The organism is Desulfofundulus australicus DSM 11792 (genome assembly GCF_900129285.1).
GTDB lineage: Bacteria > Bacillota > Desulfotomaculia > Desulfotomaculales > Desulfovirgulaceae > Desulfofundulus > Desulfofundulus australicus.
In genome coordinates this window covers 40851-62672 of the sequence record NZ_FQUW01000006.1, presented here as the reverse complement: position 1 = coordinate 62672, position 21822 = coordinate 40851, and the positions used below count along the sequence as shown (strand labels likewise).

Genomic DNA, 21822 nt, shown 5'->3' with positions numbered 1-21822 from the left:
AGGAGATGATCAACTGTGAGGCTGGCAGACAGGGCTAAAAATATCAGTCCCTCACCTACTCTGGACATCGATGCCCGGGCCAAGAAAATGATTGCTGCCGGGGAAAAGGTGATTAATTTTGGTGCCGGTGAGCCGGATTTTGGTACTCCGGAGCATATAAAAGAGGCGGCCATGGCCGCTATCCGTATGGGAAAGACCAGATATACCCCGGTGGGTGGTATTCTGGAATTAAGGGAAGCCATTGTAAAAAAACTGAAGGTCGACAACGGCCTGGATTACACCACAGACCAGATAGTGGTTTCTGTGGGGGCCAAACATTCACTTTATAACGCCATGATGGTGCTCCTGCAACCGGGAGATGAGGTTATCCTGCCGGCACCTTACTGGGTTACTTACCTGGAGCAAATAAAGCTTGCTGGTGCCGTACCGGTAATTATCCAGACCAGCCAGGAAAACGGCTTTAAATTGACGGCTGAGCAGCTTCGTTCGGTCATCAGTCCCCGTACCAGGATGGTCATTTTAAACTCTCCCGGTAACCCAACCGGGGCGGTATACAGCAGGGATGAATTGTTGGAGCTCGGGAAAGTAATTGAAGAATACGGCCTGGTAGTCATTTCCGATGAAATATATGAAAAGCTGATCTATGATGATTACCGCCATATAAGTATAGCCTCATTGAGCCCGGCCTTAAAAGAACTGACTGTGATTATCAACGGCATGTCCAAGGCTTACGCCATGACGGGATGGCGCATTGGTTATGCTGCTGCTCCTGCGGAAGTGGCTAAAGCTATGGTTGATTTGCAAAGCCATTCCACATCCAACCCTACCTCTATTGCTCAGGCAGCCAGTGTGGCGGCCCTAACCGGAACCCAGGAACCCTTAAAGGAGATGGTGGCGGAGTTCCAGCGGCGGCGCGATTACATGCTTCAGCGCTTGAACGCCATGCCGGGGATTTCCTGTAGCACTCCCCATGGAGCGTTTTATGTTTTTCCTTCAATAGCCGGGTATATTGGTCGTCAGTATAAAGGAAGGCGAATACACGGGGCCAGTGATCTGGCCAGCCTTCTCCTGGATGAAGTTAAAGTGGCGGTGGTTCCCGGAGTGGCTTTTGGCGATGACCGCTGCTTCCGTCTTTCCTATGCCACATCCATGGAAAATATTGAAGAAGGGCTTAACCGCATTGAACAGTTTGTCTCCCGGATTGACTAAGGGGAACGAAATCGTTCCCCTTGCTCTAACATTTATTAAGGAAAGGAGCAGGATTTGTTGCTTAAAAGCATGACCGGTTTCGGCCGGGGTGAAGCATACGGGGAGAGCAAGAAATTTACGGTGGAACTTAAATCCGTCAATCATCGTTTTTGCGAAGTTATACTGCGCTTACCCCGAAATATGGTTTCCCTGGAGGATCGGGCCAGAAGGCTAATTCAATCCCACATCTCCCGCGGAAGGATTGACGGTTACTTTTCGGTGGAGGAATGCAGTGAGCAGGAGCCGGTTGTAAAAGTTGACAAAGCCCTGGCAGCATCGTATTATAAGGCAATGGAAGAATTAAAGGTGACCCTGGGTTTAACTGATCCTGTTACCATCCAGCATCTGATTAACCTGCCGGGGTTACTGGTGTTGGCTGAACCCGAGGAAGAGGTTGAAACCTGGTGGCCTGTTGTTTCCCAGGCCATCGAACAGGCTCTGGATAGTTTGGTGGAAATGCGCCTGGCCGAAGGTAAGCAACTAAAAATGGATTTGATCCGTCGCCTGGAAAGAATTGCGGAAATAAACGGGCAAATAAAGGCCAGGGCGCCAAAGGTGGTAACAGAATACCACGAACGCTTGCTACAAAGAATAAGGGAATGGTTGCCAGATATTCCACTGGATCAGAACCGGCTGGCCATGGAGGTAGCCATCTTTGCTGAACGCTCTAATATTACTGAAGAAGTGGTACGGCTGGCCAGCCATATAAGTCAATTTCGCGAACTACTGGAGAAAGGTAGCCCCGTTGGTCGCAAGCTGGATTTTCTGATTCAGGAGATGAACCGGGAAATCAACACCATAGCCTCCAAGGCTCCTGATATTGAGATTAGCCAGATGGTAGTAGAGGTAAAAAGCGAACTGGAGAAAATGCGGGAGCAGGTTCAAAATATTGAATAATCCCGTGACGGGGGGGAAAGTAATGGACATTAGACTGATAAATATTGGCTTTGGTAATATTGTTTCGGCGAATCGTATTGTGGCCATTGTCAGCCCTGAATCAGCTCCCATTAAACGCATTATCAATGAGGCGCGCGATCAGGGCAAGCTTGTCGATGCTACTTACGGGCGTCGTACCAGGGCGGTAATTATCACCGATAGCGATCATGTAATCCTCTCTGCTGTACAGCCGGAGACGGTGGCCCATCGCCTGGTTAACAAGGAGAGTACATCCGCCCAGCTGGAAGAGCGAGCGGATGAATAACTATGAAAGCTGAGGGTATATTGATGGTGTTATCCGGCCCTTCGGGGGCCGGTAAGGGCACCGTTTGCCGGGCTTTGCTGGAAAAACAACCGGGCATTCACCTCTCCATCTCCGCTACGACCAGGAAGCCACGGGCAGGGGAAGTGGACGGAGTTAATTATTTTTTTGTATCCCGGGAAAAATTCCAGCAAATGGTTGATGCTGGAGAATTGCTGGAATGGGCAGAGGTTTACGGCAACTATTACGGTACACCTTTAAAGGCTGTGAAAGATGCCCTGGCCAGGGGTGAGGACGTGCTCCTGGAGATCGATGTCCAGGGAGGATTGCAGGTAAAGAAGAAATTTCCCTCGGCAGTGCTGGTTTTTCTCCTCCCTCCTTCACGGGCTGTACTGGTTGAACGTCTTACCGGCCGGGGTACAGATTCTGCCGAAGAAATTCAGCGGCGATTACACTGGGCCAATACGGAGTTGGGTTTCCTTAAACGTTACGATTATGTGGTGATTAACCGGCAGGTAGAAGAGGCTGTTGCTACTCTGCAAGCCATTATTTTAGCTGAAAAATGTCGTCCCCAGCGCCTGAAAATAGATAAAAGCTGGGGTAATTTAAGTGACCTCTAGAATAAAATACCGGTAAAGTGCGGGGGATGGCTGTGAATCAACCTTCTCTGGATGAATTAATGAAGAAAGTAGATAGCCGTTATACGCTGGTCGTGGTGGTGGCAAAAAGGGCGAGAATGTTAACCGAAAAGGGTGAGGAGGATGACCCGGTAACCAAACCGGTTACCAGGGCACTGCATGAGGTAGTACAGGGGCAAATCCGTTACCGGCGGACCAAACATGGAGTTAAGTGAGATGAGAGGAGAAGAAGGTATGCTTTCAGGTAAATCCGTTATCCTGGGTGTAACCGGGGGAATTGCCGCTTATAAAGCTGCCGAACTGGCTAGTGCCCTTGTTAAAGCCGGTGCCCTGGTAGACGTGGTCATGACACGGGCGGCACAGGAGTTTGTGCAGCCTTTAACTTTTACCGCTCTAACAGGTAGGCCGGTATATACCGCTCTTTTCGGTCATCTTCCTGACGGTGAAACTATTCCCCATATTGAGCTGGCCAGGAAGGCCGATTTAATTGTCATAGCGCCGGCCACGGCAAATGTCCTGGCCAGGCTGGCTTATGGCCATGCCGATGATCTTTTAAGCACCCTGGTTTTGGCGGCAACCTGTCCAGTGCTCCTGTGCCCGGCCATGAATGTTCAGATGTATGCTCATCCGGCGGTACAACAAAACCTTAAACGGCTTGCTGAATTGGGTTACCATATTCTTGAGCCAGCTGAGGGACGTCTGGCCTGTGGTGCGGAGGGCAGGGGACGTTTGCCGTCTCCCGAAATCATTCTGGAATCCATTGAAGGATTATTATCTTCACCGGCTGATTTCAAGGGCTTGAAAGTCCTGGTTACTGCCGGGGGAACCAGGGAGCCGATAGATCCGGTACGCTACATTTCTAACCGCAGTTCAGGTAAAATGGGTTATGCCCTGGCGGCGGCAGCTTTACAGCGTGGGGCTAAGGTTACCCTCGTATCAGCTCCTACCAGTTTGAGCCCGCCTGCGGGGGTGGAACTGGTTTCCGTTGAGACTGCCCAGCAAATGTATGAAGCGGTAATGGAACGATTTCCTGCGCAGGATATAGTGATTAAAGCAGCGGCGGTGGCTGACTATCGTCCCAAAATAGTGGCCAGCCACAAAATAAAAAAGCAGGAAGGAACCCTGCTTCTTGAACTGGAAAAGAATCCCGATATACTGTATGAATTGGGGCAACGCAAAAAATCAGATCAAACGCTGGTAGGATTTGCTGCTGAAACTGAGGAACTGGAAAAAAATGCTCATTATAAACTGCACGCTAAAAATTTGGATTTGCTCGTAGCCAACGATGTAACGCGGCCGGGGGCGGGGTTCGGTAGTGATACCAATATTGTTAAATTGTTTTACCGTGATGGCCGCATGCAATCCTTACCGCTAATGGATAAGAAGATGCTGGCACACCGTATTTTCGACGTTATTAGAGAGCTTCGTTCCACCGGGAATAGCAACAGTTAAACATTTTACCATAAGGTTAAAAATATTTGCTGTCCTTCTTTGGTAGCTTTAACCAGCTCACAATGGCGCAGGACGGCAAATTGTCTTTCCAGTTCCCATGGGGGCAGATTTAAAAAGCTGGCCACCTCTTCTTTGGTTACTTTCCCTTTTTCTTTAATGTATGCATAAATTTTTTGTTGGAGCGGCGTCAAACCTGCCGTACCTGTTTGTCCCAATTGTTTTCTGGTAGCTGTGGCGCTGGCTACAGCAGTCGGGTCACAGGGTTTTGGAGGCTGGAGGGCGGCAATATAACAGTCCTCACATAGAGTTTGCCCGTAATAATCATAGCTGTCCTGGGGCAGTATTTCTTCCTGGCATCTGGTACATTTCATGAAAAATCAACTCCCTTAACAAAATTATTTATAATTTCTCTAAACCTTCCTGCAACTTGGTCAGCAGGCGGATAAGGGTTTCCTTTTCTTCGGGGTTTAAACTGGCTGTGGCCTGCTTCAGTAAATTCATGTGCAGAGGTAAAACTCCGTGAATAAGCTGTACAGCCCGGGGAGTAAGTTGAGCGCGAATCACGCGCCGGTCTTTAGGATCAACCGCCCGAACCACCAGCCCGTCCCTTTGTAAGCGATCAATCAGTCCAGTAATATTGGCCCGGCTTACCAGCATGCGCTCCCCCAGTTCGGAAAGGGGGAGGCCTTCTTCCCCTGCATAGTAAAGTTCCATTAGAGCATTAAACTTGGGCTGGGAGAGGTTGAAATGGGCCAAATGCCTGGCCAGCAGGTCTTCAAGCAGATCCATGGTTCGGGTTAGCTCGATCACGGTGCGTACGGCCAGATAACCTTCTCCCTGGATTTGGTTGTTTTCTGGAGGCAAGAAAAATCCTCCCATTCAAAAGTAATCCGTACTTTAATTGTAAATATATTAAATATTTTCGTCAATGGCTGATCCCATTTTTTATGGCCAGGTTTTCAGAATGGTTTCCCGGGTGTATCTTTTTGGTTTCCCGGGTAGTAGAATATACCAGGGGTGATTTGCCATGTTTCTCCATCCCTGGTTTTCCATACCTCAACATGCACAGGGAGATAAGTGGCGCCAGAATGACAGGGTTGACATCAGGCTCGGGGAGTTGAACATGATTATGAGCCGGCGCAGTAAACTGGATGTGCCGGCGGAGTTTGCAGCCTTTATTCCAAGGGCCGAGATACGGCGCCGTTATTATAGCAATGGTGAGCTGGTTCAGGAAGAAGAATTTATCTTAAATAGTATTACCATTACCCATGCACCCCGTTTTCCGGCGCAGGAAAGTCGTTCACCCGCGCAGATGAGTGATAAAAATGCCATAACAGGTGACTCGCCGGTTAATAAAACTAATTGCCAGGAAAGAAGGAGTAAAAAAATCCCGGTAGTTTCTGTTTCACCTCCGGGAGAATGTATACCCCGTTTAAAGTTCGGCGGCAGGGAGAGATAAGGTTTGCAAGCGGAAGTGCTGGTGTCTATAGCTCACCATCAGGTGGACAAGGTTTTTTATTATAATATACCCCCATCCCTGGCCGGCAGGGTTCAGGTTGGCAGCCGGGTACTGGTACCCTTTGGCCGCCGAAAAATAGAAGGTTATGTAGTTGGTCTTAACCCGGCACCAAATCAAGAAGAATTAAAAGACCTGGCTGCCCTGCTGGATGAAGATCCTGTTTTTACTCCCCTTCAGCTGGCACTTGCCCGCTGGATGGCGGCGTATTACCTCTGCCCTACAGTGAAGGCCTTGCGGGCCATTATCTGGCCTTTACTTCAGATAAAGGGGCCGAAAAAGGTAAAAGGATTGTGGCCGGCAGTTTGCGGAAATGTTCCCGATCCCCGTCGTGCTCCCAAGAGCGCAGCAGTATGGGAAGTTATTCAGGCCCGCCCCGGCCTCACCAGGAAGGAGCTGGCAGAGGCGGCCGGTGTTTCTCCGCGGGTGGTGGACTCCATGGTGGCCAGGGGGCTTTTAACCAGCAAAGAACGTATTGAACTCAGAGATCCGTGCCGGAACCTGCCAGAAAAAAGGAGTTTTCCGCCCGTTCTTTATGGAGAGCAGTTGCGGGCGGTAAAAAAAATTATTGAGGCACTGGACAAAAATGACGGGCGGCATGTTTTTTTACTTCACGGGGTAACGGGTAGCGGGAAGACAGAGGTTTACCTTCAGGCTATTGCCGCAGCTCTTAACCGGGGGAAGCAGGCCATTGTACTGGTTCCGGAAATTGCCCTGACCCCACAGATGATTGATATATTCAGGAGTCGTTTTGGCCATCAGGTGGCTGTTCTGCATAGTCGCCTCTCTGACGGGGAAAGATATGATGAATACCACCGCCTGCGTACGGGAGAGGCGAAGGTGGTTCTGGGAGCTCGTTCAGCTATTTTTTCCCCCCTGGAAAAACCGGGTTTAATCATTTTAGATGAGGAGCACGAGCCTTCCTACAAACAGGAGGAAAGCCCCCGTTATCATGCCCGGACGGTAGCCCTGCGTTTGGCCGGGTATACCGGCGCAGTGGTGGTTCTGGGCAGTGCAACGCCTTCTTTGGAATCTTATTGCCAGGCTGCTGGTGGGGGAACGTATCAGTTGCTGGAATTGAACCAGCGGGTGGGCGAGCTTACCTTGCCCTCCGTTCATCTTATCGATTTGCGCCGGGAACTACGAAAGGGAAATAAGGGAATTTTTTCCGAAGCTCTTCAGGAAGCCATAACCGATCGCCTGTCCCGCCGGGAGCAGGTCATCCTTTTTTTGAACCGGCGGGGTTATTCCACACTGGTAGTATGCCGGGAGTGCGGGTTAGTTTTAAAATGCCCTCATTGTGATATTTCCCTTACCTATCATGCCAGCGGGCGGCTGCGGTGTCACTACTGCAATTACAGTGTAATGGCTCCTTCTTTATGTCCCGGTTGTGGTAGCCATTATGTAGCTTACCTGGGCATGGGAACCCAGAAGGTGGAACAGGAAATCCGTCGCTTATTCCCTGCGGCCCGTGTTCTGCGCCTGGATAGCGATACGGTAGGCCGGCGTGGCGCGCACAGGGAAATCATAGAAACTTTTCGCGAGGGTGAAGCGGACATTCTGGTAGGTACTCAGATGGTTGCTAAAGGTCTGGATATTCCCGGCGTGACCCTGGTGGGGGTAATTAATGCTGATATTTCCCTTCATATGCCTGATTTTCGGGCAAGTGAGCGTACTTTTCAATTGCTCACCCAGGTAGCAGGTCGATCGGGACGGGGCAAAAAAAAGGGAGAAGTAATGATCCAGACCTATTCCCCGGAACATTATGCTATAACCTGTGCCCAAAACCATGATTACCGGGGATTTTACCGCCGGGAAATGGCCATGAGACGGGCTCTGGGTTACCCTCCTTTTACGCATCTTGCCCGGTTGCTGGTTACAGGGAAATTGGAAAGGGAGGTTCAGGAGGCAGCAGATTTCCTGGCGCAGGCAGTTCGAACCACAAACGCGCCTGTAGAGTTGCTGGGACCAGCTCCCGCTCCCATCGGCCGGATTAAAGATCGTTACCGCTGGCATCTGGTTTTAAAAGCTCCGGTTCAAAATTTTTTACGGGAAGCGGCTACAGCTGCGCTGAATGATTTTTACAATATGAGTAATTATCGCCGGGTACAAGTTTCCATAGATATTGCTCCGCAGAGTATGATGTAATTGGGGAGGTTTTAAAAATGGCAGTTTTTAAGATTGTACTTTTTGGAGATGAGATTTTACGGGAAAAAGCTAAACCGGTTACCAAAATTACCCCCAATATTCACAAGCTCCTGGACAACATGAAGGATACCATGTATCATGCCCGGGGGGTGGGGCTGGCTGCGCCCCAGATTGGGGTTTCCAAACGGGTGATTGTGGTAGACACCGGGGAAGGCTTGATTGAACTAATTAATCCTGAAATAGTGGAGGCCCGGGGAGAAGATACTGATACTGAAGGATGTTTAAGTTTGCCCAATGTGGTAGGTGAAGTAACCAGGGCCGCTGAGGTGCGGGTTAAAGGAATGGACAGGTACGGAAATGCGGTAGAACACCATGCCCGGGGGTATCAGGCCAGGGCGTTGCAGCATGAAATTGATCACCTGGATGGTATACTATTTATCGACCGGGCTGTGCGTATTCGACGCATCAATCCAGGGTCATGATTGGAAGAGGGGAAAAATTATGCGTGTCGTATTTATGGGCACACCGGACTTTGCAGTGCCCGCTTTGCATGCGCTGGTAAATGCAGGGTATCCGGTGGTAGGGGTAGTTACCCAGCCCGACCGCCCCAGGGGGAGGGGTGGGCGAATACAGCCCCCTCCAGTAAAGCAAGCTGCTCTGCGTATGGGATTACCAGTTTTGCAGCCTGTGCGGGTGAGGGATGATTATTTTATCGAACAGCTTAGAGAACTTAAGCCGGATATAATTGTGGTAGCGGCTTACGGGCAGATCCTGCCACCTTCCATACTTTACCTTCCGCCCAGGGGTTGTGTTAATATTCATGCTTCTTTATTGCCGCGCTACCGGGGGGCAGCTCCTATTCACCGGGCAATTATGAACGGAGAAAGGGAAACCGGTGTTACCATTATGCTTATGGATGAAGGCCTGGATACGGGTGATATCCTTTTGCAACAGGCCGTGTCAATTGAAGAAACAGATAACGCCGGGGTGCTCCATGATCGGCTTGCCCTGCTGGGGGCGGAACTTTTGCTAAAGGCTCTCCAACTTTTAAAACAGGGTAATCTCCGGAGACACCCTCAGGAGGACAGCCTGGCCACTTACGCACCACCTTTAACCCGGGAAGATGAAATAATCAACTGGGAGAAAGCGGCCCGGGACTTATATAACCAGATACGGGGACTGGACCCCTGGCCTGGCGCCCGAACCTGGTGGGAAGGGAAGGTTTTAAAAGTATGGCGGGTGTCGATAAAGGGAGAAGGCAATCCAGTAAATGGAGTGATTCCCGGCCAGGTGGTTACCGCAGGTGAAGAGGTGCTGGTGGCTACAGGAAAGGGTTATCTATCTTTACAGGAGGTACAGCTGCAGGGAGGGCGACGTTTACCGATCGCGGATTTTTTACGCGGCCATAACCTGGTTCCAGGAACGGTTCTGGGTCGGTGAAGGGCGATGAATACCCATAAGCGGCTTTTTTTAGGTCTTTTAGGAGCCAGCCTGTTACTGGTAGCATTTTTAGCGGTAGGCACCTGGTATTTGATTTTTAATCCGGCCCGTTCCCTGACCTATCAGGTAATCCTTTTGATCATGGTTTTTCTTCTGGCGGGGATTTTCTTTTTGGCTTTAAGCGGTCTGGCAGGAATAGTAATTACCTTGCTGGCAGCCCGTGCCTTTGAACCCCTGCAGGCGCCAATAAGAATAGCTGTAAATTTATTTTTTCCCGTAGCCCTTGTCCTAGGTCGGTTATTACGTATAGATCCAGACCGGATAAAGAAATCATTTATTGAAGTTAATAACCAGATGGTACAGGCCAGAAACCTCAGGGTACCTCCGGAAGAACTGCTATTGCTTGTGCCCCATTGTCTGCAATACAGTGAATGCCCGTATAAAATTACAGTTCACATGGATAACTGCCGCCGCTGCGGCCGGTGCTGTATAAGTGAGTTGCTGGATTTAAGGGATAAATATGGATTTAATATGGGTCTGGCTACGGGAGGTACCCTGGCTCGTAAATACGTGCGGGAATACCGGCCCCGGGCAATTGTAGCTGTAGCTTGCGAACGGGATCTGGTCAGCGGCATTTTGGATAGCAATCCCATTCCTGTTCTGGGGGTCACCAATGAACGTCCCTTTGGCCCCTGTTTTAATACCTCTGTTTCCGTACCTTCAGTGGAAAGAGCAATCCGGTACTTTTGCGGCTCGAATAAGGGGTGATAAGTGTTGGAGCGGGTAAATGCCCGGGAAGTAGCCTTAAAAGTTTTATATGCCGTGGATCAGGAACAGGCTTATGCCAACCTGGCCCTGGATCGTATTCTGGAACACTACCGTCCGGGCAAGCTGGATCGGGCTTTCGCAACTGAACTGGTATATGGTGTCCTGCGCCGTTTAAATACCATTGACTGGCTTTTGGGTCATTTTTTACATCAGCCCCTGGCTTCCCAGAATCCGTGGATACGTAATATACTTCGCCTGGGTGCTTACCAAATAATTTACCTGGAACGGGTTCCTGATGCAGCTGCATGCAACGAATCCAGTGAACTGGCCCGCCGCTACGGTCATGCAGGGGCGGTTGGTTTTGTAAACGGTGTCTTGCGCAACCTGGCCCGCAGGGGTAAAAACATACCCTTTCCCGATTTAAATGATGATCCGGTTGCCCATATTGCGCTGCGTTACTCCCACCCGTCCTGGCTTGTACAGCGGTGGCTGGAGGAATTTGGCGTGGATGAAACCGTTGCTCTATGCCAGGCCAATAATGATCCTGCTCCCAACACAATCCGAACGAATACCCTGAAGAACACCAGGCAGGAATTAAAACAACGGTTATGGAAGGAAGGTGTAGCAGCTGAATGCACTTCCTACGCTCCGGAAGGGTTAAAGATAGCTGGATTTCCCACCCTGCATAATTTTACGCCTTTTAAAGAGGGCCTTTTTATGGTTCAAGATGAAAGTTCCATGCTGGTCGGACATGCTCTATCACCTTTCCCGGGAGCGCGAGTCCTGGATGCAGCGGCTGCTCCCGGTACTAAAACAACTCACCTGGCTCAATTGATGAATAATCAGGGAGAAATAACTGCTCTGGATATTCATCCTCATAAAATTAAATTAATAGCTGCCAATTGCCGTCGTCTGGGTATTACCTGCGTCAGGGCCGTATCGGCGGATGCCCGTTACCTCGACCATGGTATGGACCCGTGGGATTTTATCTTGCTGGATGCACCCTGTTCCGGCCTGGGTGTACTGCGCCGGCGACCCGATGCTCGCTGGCGCAAAACCAGGGCTTCCATTGAGGAAATGACAATCCTGCAAAGGGAGATGCTGGAAGGAGTGGCCCCTCACTTAAAACCAGGCGGGGTACTGGTATACAGTACCTGCACCATAACCAGGGAAGAAAATCTTGATCAGGTAAATGAATTTCTAGCCCGTCATCCTGAATTTTTTTTGGAGGACCTTTCCCCATACTTGCCTTCCGGCCTGGATTTCCAGAAAACCCTCTCCCGTGGTTATATTCAGTTATTACCACACCGGCATGGAATGGATGGGTTTTTTATTGCTCGCTTCCGGAAGAAGCTCCCTGCATAACATGTTTCGCAGAATGGCGCTTTATCAAATTTTTTTCCCGGGGGTATGGTATAATATAGTGATGGAAGAAGATGTCGACGGAAAACGGGGCCGTGTTTATGATGAGCATAAATTTAAAAGATCTAACCTTTGACCAGATAAAGGAATTTTTATCCTCCCTGGATCAACCGCCGTACAGGGCATCGCAACTTGCTCGCTGGCTTTTTCAAAGGTGCTGTCAATCCTGGGAGGAAATGACAGATCTCCCCCGGGATTTACGGGTTAAATTACAAGATATGGTTCAATTAAAAAGCCTTACATTAATGCAAAAACAGGTATCATTGCAGGGGGATACTGTAAAATACCTGTACCGTCTGGTGGATGGCCAGGCGATAGAAAGTGTTTTAATGCGCTATCATTACGGTTGTACTGCCTGTATTTCAACTCAGGTAGGTTGTCGCATGGGATGCCGTTTTTGTGCTTCTACTGCTGGTGGTTTTATTCGCAATCTTTCCCCCGGCGAAATGTATGATCAAGTATTAGCCATGCAATTTGATTTCGGTGAAAAGATCAATCACGTAGTTTTGATGGGTTCCGGGGAACCACTGGATAATCTGGATAACGTACTAATTTTTTTGGACCACATTCATGCTCCTTACGGCTTGCATATTGGGTACCGCCATATAACCATCTCCACCTGCGGGATAGTCCCGGGAATTTTAGAGTTGTCCCGGCGTCGCCTGCCGGTGACCCTGGCCGTTTCGCTACATGCACCTAACGATAAATTGCGTAGTCACCTTATGCCCGTTAACCGGCGTTACCCCCTGGGAGAACTTATCCCTGCTTGTCGCGAGTATGTAAAACGCACCGGCCGGCGTATTACTTTCGAGTACGCCCTGTTATCCGGGGTAAATGATAGTCCGCACTTTGCTGAGGAACTTGTCCGGTTGGTAAAGGACCTGCTATGTCATATTAATCTTATACCCGTAAACCCTGTAAGCGGGAAAAAGTTTTCCCGACCTCCGGCTACCCGTGTAAAATATTTTAAAAACATACTGGAAAGGGCCGGTCTTGCGGTAACGGTTCGCCGGGAACTGGGCAGTGATATTGATGCTGCTTGCGGGCAGCTGCGGCGCCGTGTCCTGGGTTTGTTATAAGTGGGGGAGGGACCCAGAATGGGACTCTTTTCCGGCCTGGAAGGTAGTTTGGAAAGGTACATAGAAGGCTTTTTCCGTGATAAATTTAAAGGCCGGGTCCAACCTGTGGAAATGGCCAAAAGATTGGCCCGGGAAATGCGTGACCGGAAGCGGATAAGTATCACCCGGGTTTATGTACCCAATGAGTTCACCATTTATTTACATACCGAGGATTATCGGGCTGTTTCTTCCATAACACCTTATCTGATCCGGGAGTTGCAGGATTACCTGGCCAGGAAAGCAGAGGAAAAAAATTTTACCCTGGTTGCTCCTCCAAAAGTGGAAATTCAGGAAGATGCCACGGTTCCGGAAGGACAGATGCGCATTGAAGGTCGTTTTGGGGAAGCAATACATATTCCTGGCGAAGAAGAGCCTGGCCCGGTGGGTGACGGGGAAGAGGAACTCGAGAATACTCTGGAATATCAGCCGGTTAAAAATACCGCGCCGGCATCGGCAGTTCCCGCAGGCCTAAAAGCACGCCTGGTGGTTAAGGCTGGTCCACAGGCGGGAAAAGTTTTCCCTCTTCAGCCTGCTACCATGGTTATAGGCCGTCGTGATACCTGTGATGTGATTCTCACTGATAACAGTGTCTCCCGGCGCCATGCCCAGCTGGAGTACCGGGGCGGAGAGTTTGTGATTACGGATTTGGGCAGCACCAATGGTGTTTATATAAATGGCGTTCGGGTACATACCAAAGTCCTGGTACCAGGTGATACCATAAAAATGGGAACTACCCTTTGTGTTTTTGAGGTGGAATGAATTGGCAGGTATTTTATTAACCATCCTGCGCTATCTTTTTCTGTTTCTCCTTTATGCCTTTTTATTTGTGGTTGTACGCTATATGTTCCGGGGCCTGCATAAGGAGCACTCATTTATAACCGTCCCTGATACTTTTGGAGAGGGCGGTGCCAGGGAGACCAATATTCTTCCTGGTTCCCGGGATAAAAGTGTTCCCAAAGCTGGCGCGCGGCTGGTGGTTCTGGCCAGTCCCAATTCACGATTGGGAAAAGGAACTAGTTTTTATCTTGGGGAAAAGGTTACCCTGGGCCGTGGAGAGCATAACGACGTAGTAATTCCTGACCCCTTTTCTTCGCATGAGCATGCAGTAATTTACATGCATGGACATCAGTACTGGGTACAGGATCTGGGCAGTTTGAATGGTACCTACCTTAACGAGGTGCGCCTGGACCGGCCCACCGTTCTGGCCGATGGTGATTGTTTGCGTATCGGTAATGTAACCTTTCAGTTTGTGAGGTGGGCTTATGAAGTGGAGTCAGGCCAGTGATGCTGGACTTGTAAGACAGGTAAATGAGGACAGCATGTGCGTTGAGCCCGGGTTGGGGCTATTTGCTGTTGCCGATGGAATGGGTGGTCATCAAGCAGGAGAAATTGCCAGCCGAACGGCCATCAATGAGCTGGTACGTTTTCTTAAAGCACATTATCCCTTTCCACGTGATCCGGGATCATTGCTGTTGCAGGGGATACAGGAGGCCAACCGTCTGGTTTATCAGTTATCTTTTAGTAATCCAGGTTATCGAGGTATGGGTACAACTTTGACCGCCGCTCTGGTAAAAAATGAATACCTGTACCTGGCTCATGTAGGAGATAGTCGTGTATACCTGTTGCGTAAGGGTAAAATGCACCAGCTTACTGAAGATCACTCCCTGGTTGGAGAGCTGGTTCGCCTGGGCGGGATCAGTGAAGAACAGGCTCGCAATCACCCCCGGCGCAATATTCTAACCCGTGCACTGGGTATCGAACCGAGGGTAGAAGTGGATGGAGCCCGGGTGAAAATCCAGAAAGGCGATAAAATCATCCTGTGTACGGATGGCCTGACGGTACACCTGTCACCTCAAGACATTCTTATGCTCCTGCAGGAAAACCCTGATCCGGATAGGGCTGTAAGTAAACTGATTCAGGCTGCACTTAATAGAGGTGGCAGTGATAATATTACAGTCATCCTACTGGCGGTGGATTGAAAATGACTCTTTCCGCGGCATCCCGATTAAGGGCTGTCGAACGAAAATTGCTTTATTGGGTAAGTGCTTACCTGCTAATAGGAGCCGGGACACTTTACCTCTGGAAGCCTTTGCTGCCTGCGTTAGTGGTGCTGGCAGGTGCGCTAATTGCCATGATAGGTTTCTGGATCCTGCACCTTTTCTGGTGCCGGTTCAATTTTGCTGCGGATCCCTTTTTGCTGCCACTGGTCGCTTTTTTTTCCTCTACCAGCCTTATTTTCCTTTACCGTCTGAACCCGGCTTATGCAGAACGGCAATTTGTATGGTTAATGACCGGCCTTTTTGCTCTGTGGGTAGTGACCCGCTACTTTCTTCATTATCGACTACTGGCGGAATATAAGTATATTTATGCTCTGGCTGGAATAATAGGCCTTTTATTGCCCATCTTTTTTGGTATCGAGCAGGGAGGAGCAAAAAGCTGGCTGGATCTCGGTTTTTTCCAGGTGCAGCCTTCAGAATTTGTAAAAATCCTGCTGGTGCTCTTTTTGGCTGCCTTTCTGGCCGAAAACCGGCTTGCCCTGGCAGAAGGAACTCAAAGAATTTGGGGAATTACCCTGCCCGCCCCGCAGGAATGGGGGCCCATGCTGATTATGTGGGGTATTTCCCTCTTGCTTTTAATTTTTCAAAAAGATCTGGGTGCCGCTTTAATTTATTTTACTACATTTTTGGCCATGGTTTACGCCAGTACGGCACGGGTAGCTTATGTTTGCCTGGGTGGAGCGCTTTTTTTAGCCGGGGCAGCAGCAGCTTATTTTCTGTTTGAACATGTTCGATTGCGTATTGGGATCTGGCTTGATCCCTGGCAACAGGCGGAAGCCGCCGGTTATCAGGTTGTCCAGTCCCTTTTTGCCCTGACGGCCGGTGGCATAACCGGAACGGGGCTGGGTGCAGGGATGCCCCAGTTTATACCTGCGGTACATACCGATTTCATTTTTGCGGCCATAGCAGAGGAATTGGGCCTGGCCGGAAGCCTTGGTTTGATAATGATTTACATGCTTTTTGTTTACCGCGGGTTTTTAATTGCTCTGGCTGCTAAAGATGATTTCGCCTGCCTTTTAGCGGCCGGGTTCACGGCTTTGATGGGGCTGCAAACCTTCATTATTATTGCTGGAGTAATTAAATTATTGCCCCTGACGGGGATTACACTGCCTTTTCTTAGTTACGGGGGAAGCTCTCTGGTGGCCAATTTTATTATTTTAGGGTTTTTATTAAATATCTCCCACGAAGTGCAAATAACTTCAGGCCGCTCATAAAAGAGCCAGATAGTGGGGATGAAAAATGAAAGCAAATGTTCGCCGGTTAAGCTACATGGTCCTGGGAGCATTTGTTATCCTGTGCCTTTATATTGGCTACGTTATAGTTTTTATGGGGCCGACCCTGGCTACGGATCCGCATAACCGGCGTCTGGCAGCCTATGAGGCCAGTATCCACCGGGGAACCATATTTGATCGCAGGGGGGAAATTTTAGCGGTAAGCAAGGAGGGTAGGCGCGTTTACCCTCTCGGTGAAGATGCTGCTCATGTAATTGGCTTTGTTTCCCAGCGTTATGGACGCACCGGTCTGGAAGCTGCTTATGATCGTTATCTACTGGCCATGAACGGTAATGACAAAATAAAGATGAATATTAACCGGTTACTGGGGCGTCCTCTTCTGGGTAACAATGTCATCGTATCCCTGGATTCACGCCTTCAGCAGTTGGCCATGCAACTTCTGGGCGACCGGAAAGGGGCAGTGGCAGTACTCGATCCAAGAAATGGGGAAATTCTGGCCCTGGTGAGCAAGCCAAGTTATGATCCCAATATAATCGAACAACCGGCCGGTCGTTCTTCCGGCGGGAAGGTTGTCACCGTGTACGATTTGTTACAAAATGATAAAGAGGCTCCTCTTCTGAATAGAGCGACCCAGGGGGCCTACCCACCTGGTTCAACTTTTAAATTAATTACAGCCGCCGGTGCTTTGACCACAGATCCGGGGGTAAGCAGACGTATTTTTAATTGTCAGGGAAGTTTAATCATTGATGGTTTCCGGCTTACCGATACTGCTGCCCATGGAAGGGTGGATTTTTTTCAAGCACTGGCCGTTTCCTGTAATTCCACTTTTGCCCGGTTGGGACTGGAGATGGGGGCAGAAAGATTTTATCAAACTGCCCGTGCCTTTGGTTTAACTTTAAATCCCTGGACGGATGTTCTGAACGAAGTTGCTTACAGGCCGGGGACTCTCACCCATCCAGAAAAAATGAATAAGCCCCAGCTTGGTTCCAGCGCCATTGGTCAGGGAGAGGTGCTGGTCAACCCTTTGCAAATGGCTCTTGTGGCAGCTGCTATTGCCAACGAGGGGGTAATTATGCACCCCCACCTCCTGATCCGGGTTCAGGATCCGGAGGGGAGGGTAATTTTGCAGTCATCCCCCCGACCCTGGCTCACTGCAATTAAACCTGAAGTGGCCAGGATTATTAAGGAGGCCATGGTGGAGGCAGTAAACAGTGGCACGGGTAAGGAAGCGATTATTCCTGGTATAACTGTAGCAGGAAAAACTGGTTCGGCACAAAATCCCAGGGGAAAAACTCACGCCTGGTTTGTCGGTTTTGCTCCAGCAGAAAAACCAAGGGTAGCGGTGGCGGTGATTGTAGAGAATGGTGGTGCAGGGGGTATAGTGGCCGCTCCCATTGCCCGGGAGATAATGCGGGCGGTATTAACCCCGGCTAGCGGCATGGAATAAAAAGGAAGCAAAAAGGCTAAACTACCCAACCAAGGCTTGAGGTGACAAGGAATGATTGGGAAGCAGCTGGGAAACCGGTATGAAATTCTGGAACGGCTGGGCGGTGGAGGAATGGCCGTTGTCTATAAAGGCCGGGATACATTTTTGAACCGCCTGGTTACCATAAAGATTTTGCGTCCGGAATTTTCCTCGGATAAAGATTTTACCCGCCGTTTTCGCCGTGAGGCTCAGGCAGTGGCCAGCCTTTCCCATCCCAATATCGTATCTATTTACGATGTAGGGCAGGAAGGGGATATCCAGTACCTGGTAATGGAGTATGTAGACGGTGAAGATTTAAAGACAATTATCCGCCGGGAAGGTGCCTTGCCTCCGGAAAAAGCAGTTCAGATTGCGTACCAGATACTGGAAGCCCTGGAACATGCCCATGAGAATAATATTGTGCACCGCGATATCAAGCCCCACAATATTTTGATTACTAAGGGCGGGCGGGCCAAATTAACTGATTTTGGTATTGCCCGGGAAGCTTCAACAGCAACAATTACTCAGACCGATACCATTGTAGGATCTGTACACTATATCTCCCCTGAACAGGCGAGGGGTGAGCTGGCCGGTCCCCGTTCGGATCTATATTCCCTGGGTGTTGTTCTTTATGAAATGCTTACCGGTAGCGTTCCCTTTGGTGGAGATAGTCCCATTGCCGTGGCTATCAAACACATTCAGGAAGAACCCGAACCTCCTTCCCATCGCAATCCTGCTATTTCTCCCGCCCTTGAGCAAATTGTAATGAGGGCGATGCAAAAAAATCCCGAGTTGCGTTTCGGTTCCGCACGGGAAATGGCCCGGCGCCTGGAAAATCTTTTTGCATCCAGCGGGGAGGAGGCTACCCGTTTCATCCCCCTGGATGATATGGCCACCCGTGTGCTCCAGCCGGTAGAAAAAAAGCCTCACCGCCGCAGGTTGCGTACTGCAGGCTGGGTTTCTCTGGCTTTGCTGCTGCTTGTACTTTTGGCAGGGGGGCTCTACGCGCTGAGTGATTATCTCAAAGGTCCCCCGCCTGTTACAGTACCTTCAGTAGTGAACAAGAAATTATCCGAAGCCCAGAAAATTCTCACAGACCTGGGATTTCAGGTAAAGGTGCGTGAAGAGCATCATCCTGAAATTCCTGAGGGGTATGTTATTGAACAGGATATCGGTCCGGATGACGGTCCCGTAAAGCCTCCACGGGATATTACTCTGACGGTTAGCCTGGGGCCCGACCTGCGGGAAGTACCGGACCTGTACAGGTTGAGCCTGGAAGATGCTCGTTTGCGCCTGGTTGAGAGAGGTCTGGTTCTGGCCGATCAGGTGCTTAAGGATTATAATGATGATGTTCCCCCCGATTTAATCTTCCAGCAATCTCCTGTTGCGGGGGAACGGGTGGCTCCCGGTACTGCGGTAAAAGTTTATCTTTCCCTTGGGCCAAAACCAAAAGAATCCCGGGTACCAAATCTGATCGGGTTAACTTTGGAGCAGGCCAGGGCTAAACTGGCTGAAAATAACCTTGGCCTGGATGAAAATGTGGAATGGGTAGAAAGCACCAGATATTTTCAAAATCAAGTTATCGATCAGGAACCTGAACCCGACAGTCTGGTTACTCAGGGTTCAGTGGTAAAAGTAACTTTGAGCAAAGGACCGGGTCCAGTACCCGGGGAGGCTCAGGTTAAGGTGCCCCTTGAGAACGATGGCCAGACCCATCAGGTAAAGATTGTGGTCAACGATGTACGGGGAACCACTCTGGCTTATGTAAATACGCACCAGCCCGGGGAAACAGTTATAACAACTGTACGTTATTACGGCCAGGCCACCATTCAAATTTACATTGATAATAAGCTGGTAAAGCAAAAATCTCTCAAAGAAGGGAAAAAAATGACGATGATTGAAAGGGGGGAGTAAACAGCTTAAAATATGCATCATGAGGGAACGGTAATCAAGGCCTGTGGCGGACACTATTATGTGTCCTTGGGCGAGGAGATATACGATTGTGCTGTGAGAGGGCGTTTGCGCCGGGAGAAACAGCAAATACTCGTTGGCGATCGGGTTATCTTTTCCCCCCATTCCTGCGGTCAGGGGGTAATTGAAGATATATGCCCTCGCCAGACCCGTCTCGTTCGTCCTCCGGTAGCCAATGTTGACCGTGCGCTGATTGTGTTTTCAGTGAAGGAACCGCCTCCCAATACTTTTTTACTGGATCGGTTTTTAGTCCAGGCCCAGCATGCAGGGGTAAATCCAGCTATTTGCTTTAACAAAGTGGATCTGGGAGAGGAAAATATTAAAGATATTTACAACGTTTATCGCCGGGCGGGTTATCCGGTTGTTTGTGCCAGTACCAGGGATGGGAGGGGGCTTGAAGAATTAAGAACTCTTCTCAAAGGTCATATTACTGTACTGGCCGGGCCTTCCGGCGTGGGCAAATCCAGCCTGCTCAACGCCCTGATTCCCGGTTTGAACCTGAAGACAGGGGAAGTAAGCCGTAAGCTGGGTCGTGGCCGGCATACCACCAGGCATGTGGAGCTTTTACGTTTGCCCGGAGGAGGTTTGGTTGCTGATACTCCCGGCTTTTCCAGCCTCTACTTGCCGGAAATAAAGCGGGAAGAGTTGGGGAAATTCTATCTGGAATTTATAGCTTACCAGAATGATTGCCGTTTTAACACCTGTCTGCATTTCCAGGAACCAGGTTGTGCAGTAAAAGAGGCCGTCAAAGCAGGGGAAATTTCTACCTTTCGCTATGAGAACTATGTTCAATTACTGCAAGAAGTAATGGAACTGGAGAGGAGATACTGGTGATCAAAATAGCGCCGTCAATTCTATCGGCCAACTTTGCCCGCCTCCTTGATGATGTACAAAGAGTGGAGAAAGCCGGTGCAGATTATCTACATCTTGATGTTATGGACGGTCATTTTGTGCCCAATATTACTATCGGGCCCCTAGTGGTGGCAGCTTTAAGGCCCCATACCCACCTTACTTTTGATGTTCATTTAATGATTGAGGATCCCGATCGCTATATAGATGCTTTTGTTGAGGCAGGAGCCGACCTGATCACAGTACATGCAGAGGCATGCCCTCATCTTCACCGTACGCTCACCCACATTCGGGATAAAGGAGCCAGGTGCGGGGTGGCCCTGAATCCAGCTACTCCCCCGGAGGTGCTGGAGTATCTACCCGGACTCTTCGATCTGGTGCTGGTGATGACCGTCAACCCAGGTTTTGGTGGACAGGCCTTTATTCCCCAGACTTTAGTTAAAATCGAAAAGATCCGTAAAATGATAGATGATGCCGGCTTGGACGTGGAAATTCAGGTGGATGGTGGCATCAATACTTCTACCGCTCCGCTGGTGGTACGTGCCGGGGCGACGGTTCTGGTAGCTGGTTCGGCGATATTTAGCGCTCCGGATCCGGCAGTTGCTATCAGGGATATCCGGCAGGCATCGGAAAATATATCGGAAAATATAAGGAGGTGAGAATATGGCTGTTTGGAAATGTCAGGAATGTGGAAATGTGGTGGAAGCTCGCTGCAAGCCTGGTAAATGCAAATCATGTGGGGCAACTAAGGATAAGCTGGTTAAAGAAGCTCAACCCAAAAAATAGATCAAAATGCACCCCGGCAATAAAGGAAGGTGGTATAGTTTAATATGGTTGAGCAACAGGTAGTAATTTTCCAGTTGAATGATCAGCAGTATGCCCTGCCTATTCAGGAAACGCAGGAGATAATTCGTATGACAGACATCACCAGGGTTCCTAATACCAGGAGCTACGTTGAGGGCATTATCAACCTGAGGGGGAGCATCGTACCGGTTATAAATCTGAACAAGCGCCTGGATCTTCCTGTACAGGAGTGTACTGATAACACCAGGATTATTGTGGTGGAGTATGAAGGACAGAAAGTGGGTATGATCGTTGATAACGTTCTGGAGGTGGCCCGGTACAGCGATGATGAGATAGAACCACCGGCCGTAGCAGGCGATAACATGGAGTTCCTCCGGGGGGTAATAAAAAAGAACGATCGTCTCTGGCTGCTGCTGAACCTGAGCCGGGTTTTGTATTAATCAGGGCCACATTGGTGGCCCCTGTTAATGATTTTTTCAAAGAAACCTTAAGTAAG

The 21822-nt window shown here is 49.6% G+C and carries 25 protein-coding genes; 23 read left to right on the top strand and 2 right to left on the bottom strand.

All coding sequences use genetic code 11. The annotated features are described in order from the left end of the window. Nucleotides 1-15: 15 nt before the first annotated feature. Genes BUB44_RS02010 through coaBC form a run of 6 tightly spaced genes read left to right on the top strand, consistent with a single transcriptional unit; the run spans nucleotide 16 to nucleotide 4536 of the window. On the top strand, nucleotides 16-1209 hold the full coding sequence (locus tag BUB44_RS02010; protein ID WP_073162810.1) for a pyridoxal phosphate-dependent aminotransferase: 1194 nt from the start codon (nucleotides 16-18) through the stop codon (nucleotides 1207-1209). Nucleotides 1210-1266: 57 nt separating this feature from the next. After that, nucleotides 1267-2145, top strand: coding sequence for a YicC/YloC family endoribonuclease (locus BUB44_RS02005; protein ID WP_073162808.1), 879 nt, complete (start codon nucleotides 1267-1269; stop codon nucleotides 2143-2145). Nucleotides 2146-2167: 22 nt separating this feature from the next. Next, the gene (gene remA / locus BUB44_RS02000; protein ID WP_027356493.1) at nucleotides 2168-2449 is read left to right on the top strand and encodes an extracellular matrix/biofilm regulator RemA; all 282 of its coding nucleotides are present in this window, start codon (nucleotides 2168-2170) and stop codon (nucleotides 2447-2449) included. A gap of 2 nt (nucleotides 2450-2451) precedes the next feature. Beyond that, entirely contained in the window at nucleotides 2452-3066 is a 615-nt protein-coding gene (gene gmk / locus BUB44_RS01995) for a guanylate kinase (RefSeq protein ID WP_073162807.1), read from the top strand. Between the two features lie 32 nt (nucleotides 3067-3098). Continuing rightward, nucleotides 3099-3299, top strand: coding sequence for a DNA-directed RNA polymerase subunit omega (gene rpoZ, locus BUB44_RS01990; protein WP_027356491.1), 201 nt, complete (start codon nucleotides 3099-3101; stop codon nucleotides 3297-3299). A gap of 19 nt (nucleotides 3300-3318) precedes the next feature. Then, nucleotides 3319-4536: a bifunctional phosphopantothenoylcysteine decarboxylase/phosphopantothenate--cysteine ligase CoaBC gene (gene coaBC, locus BUB44_RS01985; protein WP_073162937.1), complete on the top strand. Its 1218-nt coding sequence runs from the start codon at nucleotides 3319-3321 to the stop codon at nucleotides 4534-4536. A gap of 5 nt (nucleotides 4537-4541) precedes the next feature. Here coaBC and BUB44_RS01980 read toward each other — a convergent pair whose 3' ends face one another. Beyond that, a complete protein-coding gene (locus BUB44_RS01980) occupies nucleotides 4542-4907 on the bottom strand; it encodes a hypothetical protein (RefSeq protein WP_073162805.1) in 366 nt (121 codons plus the stop codon). A gap of 28 nt (nucleotides 4908-4935) precedes the next feature. Continuing rightward, the gene (locus tag BUB44_RS01975) at nucleotides 4936-5400 is read right to left on the bottom strand and encodes a MarR family winged helix-turn-helix transcriptional regulator (RefSeq protein ID WP_242655802.1); all 465 of its coding nucleotides are present in this window, start codon (nucleotides 5398-5400) and stop codon (nucleotides 4936-4938) included. Nucleotides 5401-5563: 163 nt separating this feature from the next. On the opposite strand from BUB44_RS01975, the gene BUB44_RS01970 reads away from it, so the two are divergent. The 17 genes from BUB44_RS01970 (at nucleotide 5564) to BUB44_RS01890 (ending at nucleotide 21766) form a co-directional block, all read left to right on the top strand. Beyond that, nucleotides 5564-5995 carry a hypothetical protein gene (locus BUB44_RS01970; RefSeq protein WP_131821568.1) on the top strand — a complete coding sequence of 144 codons (432 nt, stop codon included), beginning with the start codon at nucleotides 5564-5566 and terminating at the stop codon, nucleotides 5993-5995. Nucleotides 5996-5998: 3 nt separating this feature from the next. After that, nucleotides 5999-8200, top strand: coding sequence for a primosomal protein N' (gene priA / locus BUB44_RS01965; protein WP_073162802.1), 2202 nt, complete (start codon nucleotides 5999-6001; stop codon nucleotides 8198-8200). Between the two features lie 17 nt (nucleotides 8201-8217). Then, a complete protein-coding gene (def, locus tag BUB44_RS01960; RefSeq protein ID WP_027356486.1) occupies nucleotides 8218-8682 on the top strand; it encodes a peptide deformylase in 465 nt (154 codons plus the stop codon). 19 nt (nucleotides 8683-8701) lie between these two features. After that, nucleotides 8702-9640, top strand: a complete 939-nt coding sequence (gene fmt, locus BUB44_RS01955) for a methionyl-tRNA formyltransferase (protein ID WP_073162800.1) — start codon at nucleotides 8702-8704, stop codon at nucleotides 9638-9640. A gap of 6 nt (nucleotides 9641-9646) precedes the next feature. Further along, on the top strand, nucleotides 9647-10408 hold the full coding sequence (locus BUB44_RS01950; RefSeq protein ID WP_073162798.1) for a DUF116 domain-containing protein: 762 nt from the start codon (nucleotides 9647-9649) through the stop codon (nucleotides 10406-10408). 6 nt (nucleotides 10409-10414) lie between these two features. Further along, on the top strand, nucleotides 10415-11773 hold the full coding sequence (gene rsmB / locus BUB44_RS01945) for a 16S rRNA (cytosine(967)-C(5))-methyltransferase RsmB (RefSeq protein ID WP_073162796.1): 1359 nt from the start codon (nucleotides 10415-10417) through the stop codon (nucleotides 11771-11773). Between the two features lie 98 nt (nucleotides 11774-11871). Next, nucleotides 11872-12909, top strand: a complete 1038-nt coding sequence (gene rlmN, locus BUB44_RS01940; RefSeq protein WP_073162936.1) for a dual-specificity RNA methyltransferase RlmN — start codon at nucleotides 11872-11874, stop codon at nucleotides 12907-12909. A gap of 18 nt (nucleotides 12910-12927) precedes the next feature. Further along, a complete protein-coding gene (locus BUB44_RS01935) occupies nucleotides 12928-13707 on the top strand; it encodes an FhaA domain-containing protein (protein ID WP_027356481.1) in 780 nt (259 codons plus the stop codon). Between the two features lies 1 nt (nucleotide 13708). Next, nucleotides 13709-14233, top strand: coding sequence for an FHA domain-containing protein (locus BUB44_RS01930; protein ID WP_073162794.1), 525 nt, complete (start codon nucleotides 13709-13711; stop codon nucleotides 14231-14233). After that, nucleotides 14211-14927, top strand: a complete 717-nt coding sequence (locus tag BUB44_RS01925; RefSeq protein WP_027356479.1) for a Stp1/IreP family PP2C-type Ser/Thr phosphatase — start codon at nucleotides 14211-14213, stop codon at nucleotides 14925-14927. The genes BUB44_RS01930 and BUB44_RS01925 overlap by 23 nt, the downstream gene beginning before the upstream one ends. Before the next feature lie 2 nt (nucleotides 14928-14929). Continuing rightward, on the top strand, nucleotides 14930-16219 hold the full coding sequence (locus tag BUB44_RS01920) for an FtsW/RodA/SpoVE family cell cycle protein (protein ID WP_073162792.1): 1290 nt from the start codon (nucleotides 14930-14932) through the stop codon (nucleotides 16217-16219). Nucleotides 16220-16244: 25 nt separating this feature from the next. Then, complete coding sequence (locus BUB44_RS01915) at nucleotides 16245-17684, top strand: peptidoglycan D,D-transpeptidase FtsI family protein (protein WP_073162790.1); 1440 nt, start codon at nucleotides 16245-16247, stop codon at nucleotides 17682-17684. Nucleotides 17685-17735: 51 nt separating this feature from the next. Next, entirely contained in the window at nucleotides 17736-19616 is a 1881-nt protein-coding gene (pknB, locus tag BUB44_RS01910) for a Stk1 family PASTA domain-containing Ser/Thr kinase (RefSeq protein ID WP_073162788.1), read from the top strand. Nucleotides 19617-19628: 12 nt separating this feature from the next. Then, on the top strand, nucleotides 19629-20507 hold the full coding sequence (gene rsgA, locus BUB44_RS01905) for a ribosome small subunit-dependent GTPase A (protein WP_073162785.1): 879 nt from the start codon (nucleotides 19629-19631) through the stop codon (nucleotides 20505-20507). After that, entirely contained in the window at nucleotides 20504-21181 is a 678-nt protein-coding gene (gene rpe, locus BUB44_RS01900; protein ID WP_073162784.1) for a ribulose-phosphate 3-epimerase, read from the top strand. The genes rsgA and rpe overlap by 4 nt, the downstream gene beginning before the upstream one ends. Nucleotides 21182-21185: 4 nt before the next feature. After that, on the top strand, nucleotides 21186-21308 hold the full coding sequence (locus tag BUB44_RS15695; protein WP_073162782.1) for an RCKP-type rubredoxin-like domain-containing protein: 123 nt from the start codon (nucleotides 21186-21188) through the stop codon (nucleotides 21306-21308). A gap of 44 nt (nucleotides 21309-21352) precedes the next feature. Then, nucleotides 21353-21766, top strand: a complete 414-nt coding sequence (locus tag BUB44_RS01890; RefSeq protein ID WP_027356472.1) for a chemotaxis protein CheW — start codon at nucleotides 21353-21355, stop codon at nucleotides 21764-21766. The last annotated feature ends 56 nt before the right edge of the window (nucleotides 21767-21822 follow it).